15 protein-coding genes are annotated in these 18,607 nt (G+C 68.8%); 6 read left to right on the plus strand and 9 right to left on the minus strand.

The genetic code is table 11. The annotated features are described in order from the left end of the window. The first annotated feature begins 156 nt into the window (after positions 1-156). Together RIA68_06795 and RIA68_06800 are read left to right on the plus strand one after the other, a co-directional pair. A complete protein-coding gene (locus RIA68_06795) occupies positions 157-1,143 on the plus strand; it encodes an ABC transporter ATP-binding protein (protein ID MEQ8317147.1) in 987 nt (328 codons plus the stop codon). Beyond that, a complete protein-coding gene (locus RIA68_06800) occupies positions 1,143-2,306 on the plus strand; it encodes an ABC transporter permease (protein MEQ8317148.1) in 1,164 nt (387 codons plus the stop codon). The genes RIA68_06795 and RIA68_06800 overlap by 1 nt, the downstream gene beginning before the upstream one ends. 13 nt (positions 2,307-2,319) lie before the next feature. Here RIA68_06800 and RIA68_06805 read toward each other — a convergent pair whose 3' ends face one another. The 3 genes from RIA68_06805 to RIA68_06815 are packed head-to-tail and all read right to left on the minus strand — an operon-like array spanning position 2,320 to position 6,611. Beyond that, positions 2,320-3,885, minus strand: coding sequence for an aldehyde dehydrogenase family protein (locus tag RIA68_06805; GenBank protein MEQ8317149.1), 1,566 nt, complete (start codon positions 3,883-3,885; stop codon positions 2,320-2,322). Continuing rightward, positions 3,882-5,090: an arginine N-succinyltransferase gene (locus tag RIA68_06810; protein ID MEQ8317150.1), complete on the minus strand. Its 1,209-nt coding sequence runs from the start codon at positions 5,088-5,090 to the stop codon at positions 3,882-3,884. The genes RIA68_06805 and RIA68_06810 overlap by 4 nt, the downstream gene beginning before the upstream one ends. A 36-nt stretch (positions 5,091-5,126) precedes the next feature. Next, on the minus strand, positions 5,127-6,611 hold the full coding sequence (locus RIA68_06815) for an aminotransferase class III-fold pyridoxal phosphate-dependent enzyme (protein ID MEQ8317151.1): 1,485 nt from the start codon (positions 6,609-6,611) through the stop codon (positions 5,127-5,129). 146 nt (positions 6,612-6,757) lie between these two features. Here RIA68_06815 and RIA68_06820 point away from each other — a divergent pair, with 146 nt between their 5' ends. Genes RIA68_06820 through RIA68_06835 form a run of 4 tightly spaced genes read left to right on the plus strand, consistent with a single transcriptional unit; the run spans position 6,758 to position 10,560 of the window. Continuing rightward, on the plus strand, positions 6,758-7,546 hold the full coding sequence (locus RIA68_06820) for a ZIP family metal transporter (protein ID MEQ8317152.1): 789 nt from the start codon (positions 6,758-6,760) through the stop codon (positions 7,544-7,546). A 15-nt stretch (positions 7,547-7,561) separates the two neighbouring features. After that, the gene (locus tag RIA68_06825; GenBank protein ID MEQ8317153.1) at positions 7,562-8,491 is read left to right on the plus strand and encodes a GTPase; all 930 of its coding nucleotides are present in this window, start codon (positions 7,562-7,564) and stop codon (positions 8,489-8,491) included. A 9-nt stretch (positions 8,492-8,500) separates the two neighbouring features. Continuing rightward, entirely contained in the window at positions 8,501-9,403 is a 903-nt protein-coding gene (locus tag RIA68_06830) for a hypothetical protein (protein ID MEQ8317154.1), read from the plus strand. Beyond that, positions 9,400-10,560 (plus strand): RluA family pseudouridine synthase, encoded by a 1,161-nt coding sequence (locus RIA68_06835; protein ID MEQ8317155.1) that lies wholly within the window; start codon positions 9,400-9,402, stop codon positions 10,558-10,560. The genes RIA68_06830 and RIA68_06835 overlap by 4 nt, the downstream gene beginning before the upstream one ends. Before the next feature lie 3 nt (positions 10,561-10,563). Here RIA68_06835 and RIA68_06840 read toward each other — a convergent pair whose 3' ends face one another. From RIA68_06840 to RIA68_06865, 6 genes are all read right to left on the minus strand, one after another. After that, positions 10,564-12,057, minus strand: coding sequence for an FG-GAP-like repeat-containing protein (locus RIA68_06840; protein ID MEQ8317156.1), 1,494 nt, complete (start codon positions 12,055-12,057; stop codon positions 10,564-10,566). Positions 12,058-12,081: 24 nt separating this feature from the next. Further along, positions 12,082-13,572, minus strand: coding sequence for an FG-GAP-like repeat-containing protein (locus RIA68_06845; protein ID MEQ8317157.1), 1,491 nt, complete (start codon positions 13,570-13,572; stop codon positions 12,082-12,084). 80 nt (positions 13,573-13,652) lie between these two features. After that, positions 13,653-14,951, minus strand: coding sequence for a VCBS repeat-containing protein (locus RIA68_06850; GenBank protein MEQ8317158.1), 1,299 nt, complete (start codon positions 14,949-14,951; stop codon positions 13,653-13,655). Positions 14,952-15,317: 366 nt separating this feature from the next. Beyond that, on the minus strand, positions 15,318-16,367 hold the full coding sequence (locus RIA68_06855; GenBank protein MEQ8317159.1) for a helix-turn-helix transcriptional regulator: 1,050 nt from the start codon (positions 16,365-16,367) through the stop codon (positions 15,318-15,320). Between the two features lie 136 nt (positions 16,368-16,503). Continuing rightward, complete coding sequence (tmk, locus tag RIA68_06860; protein ID MEQ8317160.1) at positions 16,504-17,199, minus strand: dTMP kinase; 696 nt, start codon at positions 17,197-17,199, stop codon at positions 16,504-16,506. Positions 17,200-17,390: 191 nt separating this feature from the next. Beyond that, positions 17,391-18,605: a hypothetical protein gene (locus tag RIA68_06865; protein MEQ8317161.1), complete on the minus strand. Its 1,215-nt coding sequence runs from the start codon at positions 18,603-18,605 to the stop codon at positions 17,391-17,393. Positions 18,606-18,607 lie beyond the last annotated feature (2 nt).

An 18,607-nucleotide genomic window follows, 5' to 3' on the forward strand; every position in this document is an offset into this window, starting at 1 on the left:
TTGGGCTCCTCTGCCCCACAGTCGCACGCCGGTGGTCCGTCTTGCGCGCGGCGATACCCTCACGTGCCTGACCGAAGGCGGTCTTCAGCGAACCGCGGGACTCGTCCTGGAATGCGGGGCGGGCGATCCCGAATCAGGACTTGCGAGGAGCATGCGATGGCCGAAGCGGTCGTGTCCGTCCAGGACATCCACAAGAAGTACGGCGGACTGGGCCGGAAGGTCCATGCGCTCCGCGGCGTCACGATGGACGTACCGCGTGGGTCGATCTTCGGCCTTCTCGGACCCAACGGCGCGGGCAAGAGCACGCTGGTCAAGATCCTGATCACGGCCGTCAAGCGAACGGGCGGCGGCGGATCGCTGCTGGGCAAGCCCATCGGCAACAAGGACGTGCTCTCGCGCGTCGGCTACCTGCCCGAGCACCACAACATGCCCAAGCACCTGACCGGGCGGCAGGTGATCGAGTTCTTCGGCGCCATGACGAAGATGTCGCGAGCCGACCGCAAGCGGCGCGCGGGCGAACTGCTCGAGCTCGTGCGCATGAGCGACTGGCACGACAAGAAGGTCGGCGGCTACTCGAAGGGCATGCGGCAGCGGATCGGCATCGCCCAGGCACTCGTGGCCGACCCCGACCTGGTGATCCTCGACGAGCCGACCGACGGCGTGGACCCGGTCGGTCGGCGTGACATCCGCCGCGTGCTGCAATCGATGCGAGACGATGGCCGCACGGTGTTCATCAACAGCCACTTGCTGGGCGAGCTCGAGATGGTGTGCGACACGGTCGCCATCATGCACAAGGGCCAGGTCGTCTCGACGGGCTCCATCGACGCGTTGACGGCCGGCATGCTTCGGTACGAGATCGAGGTCGACCAATCCGATCCGATGTCGCTCGTCCGCGGCCTGCTGAACGACAAGGGCACCCTGGCGGGCGGCGAGACCATCGAGGCGGACAAGAGCCGCCTGTGGATCGGCACGACCGAAGCAGCGACCATCCAGCCCGTCATCGACGCGATCCGTGCGCAGGGCGGCATGATCAAGGAAGTGCGCACGCACCGGCCCTCGCTCGAAGACCTCTTCATGCAAGCCGTGGCCGAAGACGACAGCCCGGGCGCCGCCCCGCAGGCCAAGAGGGGGAGCCCGTCATGATGACCCAGACGATGGCATTGCTGGTCGATGCGTATCGCGAGCTGTGTGCGAAGAAGCTGTTCTGGATCACGATGATCCTGAGCGTGCTCGTGGTCGCCGCGTTCGCGATGGTCGGCATCAACGAGAAGGGGCTGACGTTCCTGTGGTTTCAGATGCCTGCTGACGCGTTCGGCGTGCCTCTGACCAACGAGACGCTCCCGCCCGGGCTGCTCTATCGCACGATGTTCGCCAGCCTTGCCGTCCCGTTCTGGCTGAGCTGGGTCGCGGTGATCCTGGGCCTGATCTCGACCGCGGGCATGATCCCTGATCTCATCCAGAGCGGCACGATCGAGGCGGTGCTGAGCCGTCCGATCGGACGCATCCGCCTGCTGCTGACCAAGTTCGCCGGCGGGCTCCTGTTCATGACGCTTCAAGTGGGCGTGTTCAGCCTCCTCGCGTTCCTGGTCATCGGCATCCGCGGTGGGTCGTGGGCGTTCGAGGTGTTCCTGGCCGTCCCCATCGTCGTGCTGATGTTCAGCTATCTGTTCGCGATCTGCGTGCTGCTCGGCATGCTAACACGATCGACCATCGCGGCGCTCCTGCTGACCATGCTCATCTGGATGGCAATCTTCATCGTGAACATGGGTGATGGCATCGCCGTGAGCATCCACGAGAACATCAAGGCCCAGGAGCGCGTCCAGGTCGCCCGCGTCGAGCGGATGGAGCGCAACGCCACGCAGGTGCTGCTCGAGGAACGCAACGCCGAGCGGGCCGACCAGGGCCTGGAGCCGCTCGAGACGCTCGAAGTACCACCGACGGCCGAGGATCTCGAGGGCAAGGACGTTCGGCTCGCATCGAACAAGCTCGAACTCGAGGAATTGCGATCGGGCGAGCGACTGGCAAACCGCTGGCGCCAGGGCATCTACGCCGTCAAGACGGTCTTGCCGAAGACCCAGGAGACGATCAACCTACTCGAACGCTGGACGGTCGATCGCGAGGCGCTCCAGGAGATCAGCGGCGGACCTTCGGAAGACGAAGACGAGCGTGCGATGGAAGAAGGCCAACAGGCCACCGCCGACGAGCTCGGCAACCGCCCGCTGTGGTGGATCCTCGGAACGAGCCTGTTGTTCGAAGCGATCGTGCTCGGCTTGGCCGCTTTGATGTTCAAGCGACGCGACTTCTAGGGGCGACGAAGGGTCAGGCGAGCCACGAATCGTCGAACGCCATGCCGGGCGCGACCACGGCCGCATCGCCACGCTCAAGCATGCCGGCGACCGGGTACGCGCAGTAGTCCAGCGCGAAGGCGCCGGCGGGGCGATGGTTGCCGCTGGTGCCCAGGCCGCCGAAGGGCAGCTTGCTGCTGGCGCCCGCGGTCGCGCAGTTGAGGTTCACGCAGCCAGCGCGGGCGTCGGCCATGAAGTCGGCGATGGTGTCCTCGTCGTGCGTGAAGATGCTGGCGGCCAGGCCGTAGCGCGTGGCGTTGACCTGCTCGATGCCTTCTTCGTACGAACCAACGGTGGTGACACGCAGCATCGGGCCAAACACTTCGACGTCGCAGCCGGCGTCGTCGCCGTCGTCTGCACTGAACTTGTCGACGCGGATCACGCCCGGGCTGACGTAGGAGCCGTCTTCGAGCGATGCCGGCGCGGTGGCCTGCATCAGGATCTCGCCGCCGTTCTTGGCCGCTCGCGTCTGGAAGTCGAGCACGGCGTCGCGGGCATTGTCGTCGATGATCGGTCCCATGAAGACCGGGGCCTCGCTGCGCGGTGGGCCGATGACCATGGCGCCGGCGGCCTTGAGGATCGCGGGGATGAGCCTATCGGCGACCTGCTCATGCACGATGAGGCGACGACCGCAGGTGCATCGCTGGCCGGTCGTGACGAACGCGCCGCGGGCGATCTCGATGGCGGCTTGCTTGAGGTCGGCGTCGGGCATGACGAGCACGCCGTTGTTGCCGCCCATCTCGAGCGCGACGATCCGCCCCGGCGAGTCGAGGTTGCTCTCGAGGATCTTGCGGCCGACGGGCCACGAGCCGGTGAACAGGATGCCGTCGACGCCGTCGTGGTTCACGAGCTTCTGTGCCACGTCGGCCTTGCCCTGCACGAGGTTCACGACGCCCTTGGGCGCACCGCTGTCGTCGAGCGCCTGCTGGAAGAGCTCGATGATGAACTGCCCCACCGCCGGCACCTTGTCGCTGGGCTTGAGCACGACCGTGTTGCCCATGAGCAGCGCGGGCACGATGTGGCCGTTGGGCAGGTGGGCCGGGAAGTTGAACGGCCCAACCACTGCCATCACGCCGTGGGGGCGGAACCAGCAGCGGCCTTCCTTGGTCTCGCCGAGGTTCAGCGAGAAGCCCGCGACGCGCTGTCGGCCTGCATGAGCGCCCTGCTCGAGCGTGATGTCGACCTTGCCTGCGAGCGCGGCGGCCTCGCCCTTGCAGTCCCACATGGCCTTGCCGGTCTCTTGCGCGATCAGATCGGCGATGTCGCCCGCACGCTCTTGCACCAGCGCCTTGTACCGCAGCAGCACGCCCGCGCGCTGCTCGACGTCCCAGCGGCTCCAGGTTCGCAGCGCGTCGCGCGCGGCGGCGACGGCCTGGTCGACGTGCTCGACCGAGGGCGCGCCCGACCAGATCACGCGGCCGCGCTGCGCCGGGTCGTACGACACGAGCGCGTCGCCCTCGATGGCGTGATAGGTACCGCCGATGAGGTTGCTGGGCGGGTTCGACAGGGCTGCGGGTGCGGTCGTGGGGGTCGCGGTCATCCGGTCTTCTTCCTCCGTGGCGTCTTGGTCGTCTTCTTCTTGTGGGTGCTGCGCTTCTTGGCCGACTCGACCGATTCGGCCGTCCCGTCGAGCGTGGGCATCGGGCTGATCACGGTGCACGCGACCTCGTCGCCCTCGTCGGCGTGCAGGGCGGCCATCGCGTCCTTGGGCAGGCACAGGGCGCCGTTCTTTCGCGCGAAGGCCGACTGGATCGCGACGTACTCGCCCTCGCTATCGAGCGTGCTGACGATCGCCAGGCCCTTGCAGCTCGAGGGCGACGCGGCCTTGCCCAGCTTGATCGTCTCGGTCGCGCGGACGAGCGGGATGTCGTCGGTCCTGGCCTGCAGGTGCGGGCCGCCGTCGAAGGGGTCGATGACGCCCTGGTAGGCAAAGCCGAGCTTCTCGAGCATCTTGCGGGCGGGGATCGTGTCCTTGCCCACCTGGCCCACGCCCTGGCGGGCCTTCGGTGGCAGCAGGCTCAGGTAGATGTCCTCGCGCGGAAGCAGGCTGAACATGAACTCGCGGCTGTACTGGCAGAAGCGGTCGGCCTCGTCGTAGCTCAGGTTGATGAACCGCCGGCCCAGGGCGTCCCAGAACAGGTTCTCGCCCGCGTCGCTGATGGGCGCCATCATCTCGGCCAGCACGTGGTCGGCGAAGTTGTCGCGGTACACGCCCATGAAGTGGAAGCGGACGAAGCTGAGCAGGCGACCGAGCTTGGCCTTGTGGGCTCGGTAGGCCGGCTGGACGATCAGCCCGCCGATCTCGGTCGGGCTGCTCTCGTCGAGGTGCAGCGTGGCGACGGTGTGGGTCATGCCCGTGTGCAGGCTCTCGCTGAAGAATCGCCGCTCGCTGATCTTGAACCCGACGTTGGGGTTGCCCGGACCGCCCATCGAACTGACGAGCTGGCTCGAGCCGACGAGCGATCCGGTCTCGGTGTCCTCGAGCACGAAGACGAAGAGCTCGCTCTCGCTGAGGCTCTGCTGCAGGCCCGTGCCGGCACCGCTGCTTCCGCGGTTTCGGCGGAGCGTCTTGGGATCGTCCTCGAGCGGCTCGCCGCGGGCGACGTGCTTGAAGCACTCGCGGCTGCGGAGGATCTTCTCCATGATGATGTCGCGATCGGGCGGCAGGTTGATGAAGTGGACCATCCTGGCCAGCTTCAGCAGCGTGTCGACGTCTTCGATCTTGGCGCGGCGGATGACGTGCATACGGCCCCTTGCTTCCAATCAGACAAACAGACCGAATCAGCCCGCGACCTTCGCCAGCGCCCGCTCCACCACCTCGAACACGCGCGGCCAGTCCTCGAGCTTCATGACGCCCAGCGGCGGCAGCATGCGGACGTGGTAGGGACCATGCCCGCACCAAAAGAGGATGACGCCTTCTTCGAAGCAGGCCTTGCAGGCCGCGGCGACCTTGGCCTTGTCGCCGCCGAAGGGCGTGAAGCGCATCATGCCGCCCTCGCCCGCGACCAGGTCCTCGACGAACAGCGCGGGCGGGAACCAGTCGGGGTGCTTCTTGATGAGCGCCTCGGCCTGCTCGCGGAAGGCCTTGTGGTGCTTGGCGATCAGGCCGTCGTCGCCGTAGTAGGGCGTGCCGTCCAGCCCCTCGTCGAGCATCTCGAGCATGCGGGTGCCGACGGTGAAGTCGGTCGCGCTGCCGGTAAAGGTGCCGCTCAGGAGGCCCGGGCGGGGCTTGTATTCGTCGGTCCACAGCGTCGCGCAGGCCTGGGTCATCTTCCCAACACAGAACACGTCGACGTAGTCGCCCAGATCCATGCTCTCGTAGGCGAACATCTCCTTCGTGCGGCCGAAGCTCTGGATCTCGTCGTCCCAGATGGCGATGCCCTTGTCGCGGCACACGTCCATGAGGGCCGTGAAGAACTCGCGCGGAGCCGTGTTGAATCCGCCCTCGCCCTGGACCAGCTCGAAGATGAAGCACGCGTGCTGCTTGGGGTAGCGCTCGATGAACTGGTTCAGGCGCCACACGCAGTGGTCGATGAATCGGGTCTTCCCGCCGACCTCTTCCGCGGCCCGCTCGTTCCAGAAGGGCATGTAGTCGACCTGGGTCGTCAGCGGGATGCCGTCGCGCCCGGCGTGCGAGTCGCCGATCTGGGCCATGGTGACGCTGCGGCCCATGAAGCAGTGCTTGAACGCCAGCACGCGGCCGGCGGGGTAGTTCTTCTGGTAGCACACCTTCAGGGCGCTCTCGTTGGCCATCGCGCCCGAGGTGGTGATGAACGCCTCGCTGAGCCGGCTGTTGCGGCCGGCGAGCTCGAGCAGCTTCTCGCCGAAGCGGTAGGCCTCGAAGTTGCTCATCAGGTTGCCGCTCTTGGCGACGTCCTCGATCGACGCCCGGGCCTGGGCCCGCACGAGCTCGGGGTGGCTGTGGCCGAAGAAGTGGACGCCGATGCCGATGATCATGTCCCACTTGACGCTGCCATCGGCCAGCTCGACCAACGCCCCATTGCCGATGCCGCTGCCGATGTACTTGTACAGCAGCGGCCGGCCCTTCATGGCCTCGGCCCGCTCGACCATCGCCTCGAAGCTCGCGGCGGCCTCGCCCTGGGCGGGCCGCACGTCGGTGAGGGCCTTGCTGTGCTCGGCGACCCTGGACACGATGGTGTCGATGGCGCCCTCGACGGCGGGGTCGGTGGCGAGCGCGTGGCCCGCCAGGCCGGGGGCGAGGGCGGGCGTGGAGGTCTTGGAAGGCTGCGATTCGAGGCGGGTCATTCGGGTCTCCCTGGATAGCGGCTCTCCGGCCGATAGAGGGTAGGGGCCGCGCAGACAGCGCAATAGCAGATGTATCGGCCCCATTCAGCCCCGTCCAAAGTCCTTCACCGGCTTCGCCTCGCTACTTTCAAGCGGAATCGCATGCCATGGACCCCGACCTCCTCCACCTGCTGCTCATCACCCTCGTCGCGGCCGTCATCGCCGACCTTTCGATGGCCTTCGGCGTGCTGCCGTTCTTCTTCGTCAAGAACATGTCGAAGCGGCTCACCGGCATGTTCTCGGCGGCCGCCGGCGGCATGATGGCGGCGGCCAGCCTCGTGCAGCTCGTCGGCGAGGGGCTCGACCGGGCCCCGGGCTGGCAGGCCTGGGAGGTCGCCGCGGGGCTGGCCTCGGGGGCGGCGTTCTATTGGATGGCCGTCAAGTGGGTCAGCAGCAACGGCGACTTCGACATCGCCAACCTGCGAAAGTCCGGCGGCAAGCGGGCGCTGCTCATCGTCGCCGCCATGACCGTGCACAGCCTTCCCGAGGGCGTGGCCATCGGCGTCGCGTTCGGCGCCGACTTTCGTGGTGACGGAACGCTCCCGACGCTGGGCGTGAGCATCGCCAGCGCGCTCGCCGTGCACAACATCCCCGAGGCCATCGCCATCACCCTCGCGCTCATGTCCGCCGGGCTGAGCGTGCGGGCCTGCCTCTTCTGGGCGCTCTTCACCAGCCTGCCCCAGCCGCTGGCCGCCCCGTTCGCGGCGTGGTTCGTGTGGCTGTTCGAGCCCTTGCTTCCCTTCGGCATGGGCCTGGCCGCGGGCGCGATGGTGTTCCTCGTCGTCGACGACCTCATTCCCGAGGCGCTCGAGCGTGCCAACAGCACACTGGTCTCGATCGCGTTCGTGGGCGGCGTGACGGCGATGATCGTGCTGGGGCGGCTGGTGGGGTTGTAGGCCATACGCTCCCGCGTGCCCGCGACTTTCGCCCAACGCTCCACTCCCGGCATCGCCTCGGCCGTCGCCGTGTTCGAGGTGGTCGGTGATATCGACGCGGCGTGCGAGGCCGTCGGCTTTGGTGCACCAGCGGTCGGCAGGGCCGCGCTGCGCACGGTGCCGGGGGTCGACACGCTGCTGGCGATCCGCCCCGATGCGCGCACGCTGTTGTTTACGCCCCACGGCGGCGTGCAGGTGTGCCGATCGCTTGCAAGAGCGCTGCTCGAAGCAGGCATCGCACGCTCCGACGCCGATCCCGCGTGGCCGGAAGCCTCCGAAGAGATCGAGGCACGCATGCTCTCCGCGCTCGGCCGCGTGCGCGGCGACCGTGCGGTTGCGCACCTGCTGAGCCAGCCGGCCCGATGGACGTCCGAGCTCGATGAAGTCCCGGATGACATTGCACGCGAGTTAGATCGCCTCCTCCACCCGCCCCTGGTCGTCGCCACCGGCCCGGCCAACGTCGGCAAGTCGAGCCTGGCCAACGCGCTCGCGGGTCGAACGGTCGCACGTGTTGCCGACCGGCCGGGCGTGACGCGCGACGCCGTGGCGGTGGACTTGGAACTCGACGGCCTCGTCGTGCGATGGCTGGACGCCCCGGGGGTGGACCTCGCCGAAGATCAAGTCCTCGCCGAGGCCCAGGCGTTGGCACGACAAGCCATCGACGCGGCCGATCTGGTTTTGTGGTGCGCCGACGCCAGATCCGGGGCTCCAGCAGCGGATGGCCTCCGGGTCGCGATGCGATCCGACCTGCTCGAAGGCCCGCCTCCGGCTTGGGCGGATGCCGCCGTCTCCGCCACGATCGGGTCGGGCCTGGCGGACCTCACCCGCTTGGTCCGCCAGAGGCTGGTGTCCGACGAGGCCCTCGCCCACCCGGGCCGCTGGGCATTCTGGAAGCCGCCCTCCTAACCTTCCCCCATGGACGAACGCCAGGGACAGATCAAGGACCGCGCCGGGCTCGACGAGTCGCGGATCAACGAGGAATTCCGGGACTTCCTGGTCAAGTGGGGGCCCAGGGCCCTCATCGTGATCGCCCTGATCGCCCTGGCCTTCAGCGGCCGGCGGTACCTCAACCAGCAGGCCGACGAGCGCACCGACGAGGCGTTCGTCCAGCTCGCCCTGGCGACCGGCAGCCAGAGCACCAGCCCCGACACCCTGCTGAGCCTGGCCCGCCAGTACGAGGACGTCGGCGCCGTCCCCCACGTCGCCCGCCTGACCGCCGGCGAGGCCTACCTCTCGGCCGTACGTCGCGGCGTGGTCATCGGAGCCCAGGCCGGGCCGACGGGCGAGTTCCCGGCCGAGGAACTGCTCGACGAGGAGCTCCGCACGAGCTACCTGGGCCAGGCGCGCCAGGCCTTCGAGCAGGTCGTCGACGCCGAGCCGGCCGACGTCCACCTCGTGCGAGCGCACATGGGCCTGGCCGCCGTCGCCGAGGCGCTGGGCGAGATCGATGAGGCGCGCACGCACTACCAGCGCGCCGCGACGATCGACCGCGACGCCGGCTACGGCGCGATGGCCCAGCTCGCCGAGGCGCGGCTGAACAGCCTCGACGCGCTGGCGGCACGCACGAGCCTTCCCTCGACCGCGCAGCTCCCGCAGCCCGAGGTTCCCTCGGCCGAGGAGCGCGACGAGGCCGACCCGTTCGGCCTGGGCGGGCTCGATCTGGAGGGCCTGGGCATCGGCGGAGAGGGCGACGGGACGGGCGCCATGGACACGCCGCTGGGCGGTGGCCTGTTCGATCCGCCGGCCGACGAGCCCGCGTCCGAGCCCACCCCCGACCCCGAGCCGACTCCTGACCCCACCCAAGACCCGGGCCAGTGAGTCAGCTTCCCGAACTTCCCTCTCTGATCGACCCCGGCGGCAAGATCGACCAGGACGCGTTGCGCGCGGCCGTCGAGCGCTTCGGGCCCGACGACGCCGAGGCGCGCCGCGTCGAGCTTACCCTGCAGCGCGACGTCAAGGACAGGCTCGACAAGTACCTCACCAGCCGCATCCCGTTCATGAGCCGAAGCCAGATCCAGCGGATGATCGACGACGGGGCGGCGATTGTGAACGGCCAGCCCGCGCGGGCGTCGACCAAACTGCGTCTCAACGACACCGTCGAGCTCGTGCTGCCGCCCCCGCCGAGCGGGCACATCGAGGCCGAGGACATCCCCATCGACGTGCTCTACGAGGACGAGCACCTGATCGTGCTCAACAAGCGGCCGGACATCATCGTGCACCCGGCGCGCAGCCACAACACGGGCACGATGCTGGGCGCCCTCGCCTGGCACTTCCAGCATGCGAGCGACGGCGGCTTGTCTCCGGTCGGCGCCGACCTCGCACGACCCGGCGTCGTGCACCGCCTCGACCGCGACACCACCGGCGTCATCGTCTTCGCCAAGACCGAAGAGGCCCACTGGAAGCTCGGCCAGCAGTTCGAGAAGCGGACGACCGACAAGCGTTACCTCGCCATCGTGCAAGGTGATCCGAAGGGCGCGCTCGACCCCGACGTCGAGGCCATCGACGAGCCCATCGGCCCCCACCCCAGCAAGGAGAAGGGGTACCGGGAGAAGCAGGTCGTGCGCCACGATCAACTGGGCAAGCCCAGCCTGACCATCGCGAGAGTGCGGGAGCGCTACCGCCTGCACGACCGGCCCGTGGGCGACCAGCACTTCGCGCTCTTAGAGCTCGAGCTCAAGACCGGCCGGACCCACCAGATCCGCGTGCATTGCAGCCATCGAGGCTGGCCCATCGTCGGCGACGACATGTACGGCGGGCGCGCGTTCGAGCTCCCCTCGGGCGAGACGATCCAAAGGCAGATGCTCCACGCCGCCCTGCTCGCCCTCGAGCACCCGATCAGCGGCGAGCCGCTCGTGCTGACCGCCCCACCGCGCGAAGACATGCTCTCCCTCATCGCGCACTTGAGGGCGCACGCGACGGGCACGAGCAATCCGGACGGGTGCGTGCCCCTCGCTCGGTTGGGCGTCGAGGCCTGATCCCTACGGACACCCGGCCGCGAACGCGTTCTGGAATGCCAGGAAGTCGAACAGCGTCAGGCTGCCATCGCCGTCGATGTCGGCGCGGCAGGTCACCTGCCTGGCGATCACGCCCGGCTCGCTGGTCACGCTGCCCGCGGCGTTGGTAACGACGACGTCGTAGGCGCCCACGTCCTCGAGGCCGACGTCCACCATGAGCGTGGGCGAGTCGGCGCCGGACACGCCGCCGCCGTCGGCGATCGGCTCGCCGTCGCGCCGCCACTGGTAGGTGAGATCGGGGCCGGCCGCGACGACGCCCAGCTCGGCGACGCCGCCCGCCGCGGGCACGAGCACCACGACGTCGGGCTGCGTGACGATCTCGGGCGTGAAGCAGCGGTTGAGCAAGACGCTCACGCTGTCGTTGCTCTGATTCGACACGACCACGTCGAGGTGGGCCTGGCCGTCGAGGTCGCCTATGACGGCGGCGTTGGGCCGGCGACCCACGTCGTACGCCGCCGGGGTGCCGAACGTGCCGTCGCCGTTGTTCAGCAGCACGCTGATCGAGTCTTCGTTCCGGCTCGTCGCGGCCAGGTCCGCGGCGCCATCGCCGTTCAGGTCGCCGATCGCCACGCCACGGGGCAGGTCGTCCACGGCGTAGACGACCTGGGGCGCGAAGGTCCCGTCGCCGTTATTCAGCAGCACGCTCACGTCGTCCGTGTTGGTGTTGGCCACGGCGAGGTCGGTGCTGCCGTTCCCGTCCAGGTCGCCCGCCGCGACGGTCCACGGGGCGTCGCCGACGGCGTACGACACCGGCGCCGCGAACGTGCCGTCGCCGTCGCTCAGCCACACGGTCACGCTGTCGTCGCCAAGATTCGCCACGGCCACGTCGGCATTGCCGTCGCCGTCGAGATCGCTCGTGACGACGGAGAACGGCGCGTTGCTCGCGGCGAGGACGATGTGGGGCGCGAACGTGCCGTCGCCGTTGTTGAGCAGCACGCTCACGCTGTCGTCGTCCCGATTGGCCGCGGTCAGGTCGGCGTCGCCGTCGCCGTCCAGGTCGCCGATGGCTACCGATCGCGGGCCGCGGCCCACGCTCTGGCGCACCTGCGGGGCGTAGGTCCCGTCGCCATTGTTCAGCAGCACGCTCACGTCGTTGGTGTTCTGGTTCGCCACGACCAGGTCGCCATCGCCGTCGCCGTCGAGGTCGCCGATGGCCACGACTCTCGGCGTGTCTCCCACGCCGTAGGACGCCGGCGGCGCGAAGGTGCCATCGCCGTTGTTCAGCAGCACGGTGACGTCATCGCTCACGCGGTTGGCGATAGCCACGTCGTTGTCGCCGTCGCCATCGAGGTCGCCGATGGCCGCGAACTCGGGGGACCTGCCCGCGTCGTAGCGCACCTCGGCATCGAGGACCTCGGAGGCCGCGCAGCCCTGGCCGTGGGCGAGGTGCGTGAGCGCCAGCACGGCCGCGATCGCCGCGGGGGCCAGCACGCCGAGGACTGTGTTGTGCGTGTACATCATCAATCTCCTCGTGCGTTCGTGCTACGGGCAGCCCGCGTCGAAGGCGTTCTGGAAGGCCAGGAAGTCGAAGATCGTCAGGCCGTCGTCGCCGTCGAAGTCGGCGACGCAGTCAGTCCGCACGGCGATCACGCTGGGGTCGCTCGTCACGCTGCCATCGACGGTCGAGACGACCACGTCGTAGCGGTCCATGTCGTCGACGGTCGCATCGATGGTCAGCGTGGGCGTCGTCGCGCCCGAGACGCCGCCACCCTCGACCAGGTCCACGCCGTCGCGTCGCCACTGGTAGGACAGCGGCTCGCTGGCGGTCGCCACCACCCGCAGTTCGACGACGCCGCCACCCGACGAGAGCAGCACGACGGCCGGCGGCTGGGTGGTGATCATCGGCGGCACGGGCCGCCGGTTCAGCAGCACGCTCACGTCGTCGCTCGTGATGTTCGTCACGGCGAGGTCGCCGGCGCCATCGCCGAGGAAGTCGCCGATCGCCACGGACACGGGCCCGCTGCCGACGCCGTAGTCCTCGCTGAGCCCGAAGCTGCCATCGCCCTCGTTCAGCAGCACGCTCGCGATGCTGCCGAACTGGTTGGCCAGCGCCACGTCGGCGTCCCCGTCGCGGTCGAGGTCGCCGATGGCGATGCCGCGGGGTACGCGGCCGGCGTCGTAGCGCACGGGCGCTCCGAGCGTCCCGTCGCCCTGGTTCATCAGCACGCTGATCGCGTCCTCGCTGGAGTTCGCAACGACCACGTCGGCGTCGCCGTCGCCGTCGAGGTCGGCGATGGCCAGCCCCCGGCACGATGCGCCCACCGCGTAGCGCACCTGCGCCGCGAACGTTCCGTCGCCGTTGTTGAGCAGCACGCCGACCTCGCGGTCGTCGCCGTTGCAGACGGCCAGGTCCTGGTCGCCGTCGCCGTCCAGGTCGGCCAGCGCCAGGCCCGCGGGATTCGTGCCCACCGGGTAGCTCGTGAGGGGCGCAAAGGTCGCGTCGCCGTTGTTGAGGCGGACGCTCACGTCGTCGCCGTCGGAGTTCTGCGTCGCGACGTCGAGGTCGCCGTCGCCGTCGAGGTCGCCCAGCACGATGCCGATCGGATTCCTGCCGACGCCGACCCGCCTCGAGGCCCCGAACGTCCCGTCGCCGTTGTTGAGCAGCACGCTGACGGCCATGAAGGTCCCGCCGGAGACCGCAAGGTCGTTGTCGCCGTCGCCGTCCAGGTCGCCGATCGCCACCCGGCCCGCCCGCCGCCCGACGTCATACGGCACGTCGGGGGCGAAGGTCCCGTCGCCACCATTGAGCAGCACGCTCACGGTGTCGCTGCTGCCGTTGCTGGTGACCACGTCGGCGTCGCCGTCGCCGTCCAGATCGCCGATGGCGACGCCCAGCGGCGTCTCGCCGACCGGGTAGAACACGGCGGGGTCGAACAGGTCGCCTTGCCCCAGTGCCGCGGCGGGCGCGAGCGCGAGCGTGGCGAGCGGCCCGTACAGGGGCGTGCCGGCCAAGAGGCGTCGGATCCGGTGCATGCGCGTCTCCTCTCGGCGAGCAGCATACCAGAAACCGACCGGGCGTGCAAGGCAGAATCGCAGCCGCGGCGGAGGGGGCCCTACGGGCAGCCGGCGTCGAAGGCGTTCTGGAACGCGAGGAAGTCGAAGATGGTCAATTCGCCGTCGCCGTCGAAGTCGGCGCGCGGGTCCATGCGGTCGAAGAGGTTCTGGAACGTGAGAAAGTCGAAGATCGTCAGCTCGCCATCGCGGTCGAGGTCGGCGGCGCAGGGTTCGATGAACGCGTCGCAGGCGTTGAGCAGCACGGCGATGGCGTCGTCGGCGCGGTTGGCGACTACAAGGTCGGGACCGTTGCGCCCGTCGAGGTCGCCCAGCGCGAGGCCGATCGGTTCGTTGCCAACTTCAAGAGTCGCCGGGAACGAGAGCCCGCCGGTGCCATCGCCGAGGTACACGCCGGCCGTGGTCCGGGACGAGTTCGTCGCGACGACGTCAAGGATCGCGTCGCCGTCCACGTCTGCCGAAGCCAGGAGCGCGGTCCCGAAGCTCGCCGGCAACGACTGGACGGACGAGTAACGCCCGCTGCCGTCGTTGTGGAGAACGTCGAGCGATGCCCCGGTGTTGATGGTCACGATCGCATCCAGATCGCCATCGAGATCCAGGTCGTGGAGCAGCACGCCAGCGGGGCCATCGCCCACATCGAAGCTTGCACCGGGCGCCAGCCCACCCGCGCCATCGCCGAAGTAGACACCAACGTCGTCGTCCTCGTGGTGCGCCACCACGGCATCGAGGGCGCCATCGCCGTTGGCATCGCCCAGACGCACGCCGTAGGGCGCCGCTCCTGTAGGCACGGTGATTCCAGGCTCGAAGGATCCATCGCCGCGTCCGAGCAGGATGCGAAGGTCGCGACCGTTGAACGAGGTCACCACCGCATCGAGATGGCTATCGCCATTCAGATCGCCCAGATCGAAGCTCGCGGGATTGGTCCCGACCGATGCGTGAGCGCCGGGGCCGAAGCCGCCAAGGCCGTCGCCGGCGTAGACGCTGAGTACGTCATCGCCGAACGCAATCAGCACGACGTCCAGCACGCCGTCGCCGGTGAGGTCGGCCAACTCGATCGAGATGGGTTGGTCGGCGGTGGAGACGGTGGCGGACCGCACCAGGGCCCCGCTGCCGTCATTGCGGAGGAGCACGAACGAGTCCTCGTCCACGTTAATAACAGCGACGTCGAGATCGCCATCGCCGTCGACGTCTCCCAGCCGGGGCATGTACGCGCCGCTCCCGATCGGCTGCGCCCGGGCGGCATCGAAGATCGATCCGGGATCGCAGGATTGCGCGGAAGCGACGCCAGCCATCGAGAGCGTGCTGGCAATCGCGTATCCGGCGACGAAGCGCTTCGACATCGTTTGCACGCTCCTGTGGGTTCCATCACGGTAGTGCGTTTGGTACCGACGTGTCGGACCACCCGTCCACCCCGACAGATGGACCGTCTTTCGCGTCGGACGCATCAACCATCGCGTCAAGCAGACTGTCCATCGCGTCAAGCAGACTGTCCACCGCGTCAGGCAGGCCGGCTACCGCGTCAGGAAGGCTTGTCACCGCGCTCGGAAGGCCGTCCACCGCGTCAGATGGAGCATCCACCGCGATGGATGGAGCATCGGCGCTGGGTTTTCGGACGCGATGCGCGGGCGGACGGGGCGTGTCGTTAGGCGAGGCGTACCCCCGCGCCGGGCGCAGCCCGCGCATGGCCCCGCCGGCGAGGCGACAAGCTACACCCTCTTCAGCTTCCCAGCCTCGGGCGTCAGCCCGGCCCGCATCGCGTACCGGGCCATCTGTACGCGGTTGCTCGTGCCCAGCTTCTTGTGGATCGCGTCGCAATGCCGCTCGACCGTGCGGGGCGAGCGGCCGAGGGCGCCGGCGATCTCGCGCGTTGCCATACCCTGGCCGATGAGCGCCAGCACCTCGAGCTCGCGGGCCGTCAACGCCTCGAGCTCGCCCAGCTCGGCGAGCATGGGAGCGAGCGTGGTGAAGCGGTCTTCGCCGGGGTGCTCGTGGCCGGAAGCGTGGGGGCTGGCGTGGGGGCTCGTGTGGGGGTGGGCGTGGCGTGCGGGCGTGGTCCGCTTGGGCTCGCACTGCGAGTCGGGCCCGGGATCGAAGCGGCCCTGCACGGCGACGACCAGGCACGTGGGGCCCTCGGCGACGCTCGGGTCCTGGTGCACGAGCGGCCACACGTCGCACTGGACCTGCGCGCCCTCGTGGATGAAGTGCAGCACGGTCGGGTTGCCGCTGGTGCGCGCGGTGCGCACGGCGTCGGGGCCGACGCGGGCCCACACGCCGCGGCGGCCGGTCGACGTCGCGCGGTGGTGCAAGTGTTGAGGGTCGTGCTGGCTGGCGGTGGCGCCCTCGGCCGCGCCCTTGGGCACGGTGAGCGTCAGAAAGCGGCGGTTGCTGGCGATGGTCATGCCCTCGGCGTCGACGAGCGCGAGGCCCAGGGCCGGCTCGTCGCGCAGCATGTTGATAAGCGCGGCGATGGCGGCGGGACCGAGATCGCCCGGGCCCTCGGCTAGCGGGCCGAGGTGGGCGGCGTGGCCGTGCGATCCCTCGTCGCCGCGGTGGATGGGCCTGGCGGCCTGGCGGGCCGGCTGGTGGGCCTGTTGGCGGGTTGTCTGCGTGTGGGGCGACCCCCCGGGGCCGGTCGGTCCCGTGCGTGCCCTGTGATCCCCGCCTGATCCGCTTCCCGTTGGGGCGGATCCCCTCGAGCCCGGGGATCCGCTCGAACCGGGGGTCGAGGGCGGGGTATCGGACGGACGGTCGGCCATGCGTGGCCTCCAGCGCCGGTCGTGGACCCGGGTATCCCGAGTGTACCATGATCAGGGAACCCCTGCAAGAGCGTTTTCCCAGCTTGGCCGCAAATGGGTGGAAGCGCCCAGCGAACGGAATGCGAGCAGGATCGTGCTAGCCGGCGAACTTCCGGCCCAGAATCGACAAGAGCTCGGCGAAGACGGCCTCGGGCTGCTGGGTCGCGTCGATCCGGGCGTAGCGGTCGCTCCCGGCCCCGCCGTGGTCGGCCATGGCGCCCTCGACCTGGGCCAGGTAGCCCGCACGCACGCGGGCGTGGAAGGCGGCGCCCTTGGCCTCCATCCGGTCCAGCAGCAGCCCCAGGCGGGCGGCGGCGGTCGCCTCATCGACGTCGAAGATGAGATTCAGGTCGGGCTCGGCGTGCGGCTCGGCCCCGTGCGTGACGACGCGGGCGACGGCCAGGATGTCGTCGATGCTCAGCCCGCCTGCGGCCCCCTGGTAGGCCAGCGTGCTGGCAACGAAGCGGTCGGCCAGGACGACCTTGCCCTTGGCCAGCGCCGGCGCGATGCGCTCGGCGACGAGCTGGGCCCGGCTTGCCATGTACAGCAGCATCTCGCACCGCACGTCCATCGCGGCCTGGCGGTGGTCGAGCAGCACGTCGCGGATGGCCTCGCCCGCCGCCGTGCCGCCGGGCTCGCGCACGGTGACGACGGGGATGGCGGCGTCCTTGAGCATGGCCTCGAGCATGCGCAGCTGCGTGCTCTTGCCCGAGCCGTCGGGGCCCTCGAAGACGAGGAACCTGCCCTTGAGCGTGGGCAGCCAGGATGGGGCGCTGGGCCGGGGGTCCGCCATGGGGGCCAGTGTAGACGGCCCGATTCCGCTCATGGAGTGCCGCCGAATTCACGCAACATCAGTTGTATCTGCCGCTCCATGCGCGTCTCCTCGTCGGGCACGTCGATCGCTTCGAGAAGCGCTCGCAAGTCCGCATCGAAGCGTTCCAGCGGCGTGTCGACCTGCTGCCCTGGGTCGAAATTCCACCAGCCTTAGTCGAGTATTGCCGCTGCGTCGTCGTTCACAACGGGCACGTAGCGCGTGTCTCCCAAGTATGAATTCTCGCGTCGAATCAGGAGGCTTTCGGCGTCGATCCATAGCGTCGTGTGACCACCGATCCCGTCGGCTCCCTCGAGCCTGTAGACCAAGCGGCCGTGGAGTATCTCCTCGCCAACCAGAGTCGGCTCCGCGAGGCGTGCGAGGGGCGAACTCCATTCCTCGCGCGGCAACAACGCTCCGGTCATCCCAAAGTGGATCGCGGCGAGAGCCGTTCCAAGGCTCGAAGCCTGCTGTGGCACACCTCCCGTAATGGTCCACCACTCCCAGATGATCCCGGCATCGCCCCTCCATGCCACATGGCGATGCCAAGGCGAATGTTCGAACGGATGATTGTCGCGACTCTCAAGCCTGAATCGGTGCGGCCGCTGCATGCCTGTGGCGAAGAACGCGTATGGATGTGGGCCGGCACCATTCGTGACGTTGATGCCATAGTCCACGTACGCATCGAGCGATGCATAGACCGACGCAGATCTGGCCATGATTGCGTATCCCTCGGCACCAGCAGGGACGTTGGCCTCGTCGTCTAGAGCGACGAGTACCTGGGCCGCGGTGTGGCGATAACGGCCGTCCGTGTCTTGCGCAAGCAAAGTGCGTGCACGATGAAGAAGCAACCATTGCTCCCAAGGCCAAAGCCCGCCGTTGGTCCAATGGGGCTCGCCAACGTCGGGCGTGTTTGAATATTGCATACGAGGTCGGCTACGCCATCGGAACTCGCTGTGCAAGTCATTGGCGGTGATGTCGACGGCCGGGGCAATCCCCTGTGCCGGATAGTGGACGTGGTAGTCGAAGCGTTCTATCTGCGGCAACATCGCGATCAGCACCACATCGGGTGCAAGCCGCCACCACCCGTGGTCTCGCACGATCGGTCCGGCGTAGCTCGCATATGAACCCAGTAACAAGATTGCAGCGAGCGTGGCGAACCCCCACCGCCGCCGCGTGCGAAAGAGCTTCCGATCCTTCACAACTGCTCTGCCGCACTCGGGGCAAGTCCACCCGCCCATCTCGGACGCGGGCACACCATCCATGCCGTACCAGCACTTTGGGCACCGCCGCCGGCCGCGCGAGCGATCCCACAGCAGCGACCACACCAACAGCGAGAGCCCTACAGCGAGCAATGACCACGCAAGGACGACGAAGATCCAGTCCATGC

The organism is Phycisphaerales bacterium, assembly GCA_040217175.1.
Lineage (GTDB): Bacteria > Planctomycetota > Phycisphaerae > Phycisphaerales > UBA1924 > JAHCJI01.

Excerpts from the sequence above, each read along its gene's own strand:
- RIA68_06800 (MEQ8317148.1), top strand. The coding sequence starts at position 1,143 with ATGACCCAGACGATGGCATTGCTGGTCGATGCGTATCGCGAGCTGTGT.
- RIA68_06795 (MEQ8317147.1), top strand. The coding sequence starts at position 157 with ATGGCCGAAGCGGTCGTGTCCGTCCAGGACATCCACAAGAAGTACGGC.
- RIA68_06805 (MEQ8317149.1), bottom strand. The coding sequence starts at position 3,885 with ATGACCGCGACCCCCACGACCGCACCCGCAGCCCTGTCGAACCCGCCC.
- RIA68_06840 (MEQ8317156.1), bottom strand. The coding sequence starts at position 12,057 with ATGTACACGCACAACACAGTCCTCGGCGTGCTGGCCCCCGCGGCGATC.
- RIA68_06850 (MEQ8317158.1), bottom strand. The coding sequence starts at position 14,951 with ATGTCGAAGCGCTTCGTCGCCGGATACGCGATTGCCAGCACGCTCTCG.
- RIA68_06855 (MEQ8317159.1), bottom strand. The coding sequence starts at position 16,367 with ATGGCCGACCGTCCGTCCGATACCCCGCCCTCGACCCCCGGTTCGAGC.
- RIA68_06865 (MEQ8317161.1), bottom strand. The coding sequence starts at position 18,605 with ATGGACTGGATCTTCGTCGTCCTTGCGTGGTCATTGCTCGCTGTAGGG.
- tmk (MEQ8317160.1), bottom strand. The coding sequence starts at position 17,199 with ATGGCGGACCCCCGGCCCAGCGCCCCATCCTGGCTGCCCACGCTCAAG.
- RIA68_06820 (MEQ8317152.1), top strand. The coding sequence starts at position 6,758 with ATGGACCCCGACCTCCTCCACCTGCTGCTCATCACCCTCGTCGCGGCC.
- RIA68_06845 (MEQ8317157.1), bottom strand. The coding sequence starts at position 13,572 with ATGCACCGGATCCGACGCCTCTTGGCCGGCACGCCCCTGTACGGGCCG.
- RIA68_06810 (MEQ8317150.1), bottom strand. The coding sequence starts at position 5,090 with ATGCACGTCATCCGCCGCGCCAAGATCGAAGACGTCGACACGCTGCTG.
- RIA68_06830 (MEQ8317154.1), top strand. The coding sequence starts at position 8,501 with ATGGACGAACGCCAGGGACAGATCAAGGACCGCGCCGGGCTCGACGAG.
- RIA68_06815 (MEQ8317151.1), bottom strand. The coding sequence starts at position 6,611 with ATGACCCGCCTCGAATCGCAGCCTTCCAAGACCTCCACGCCCGCCCTC.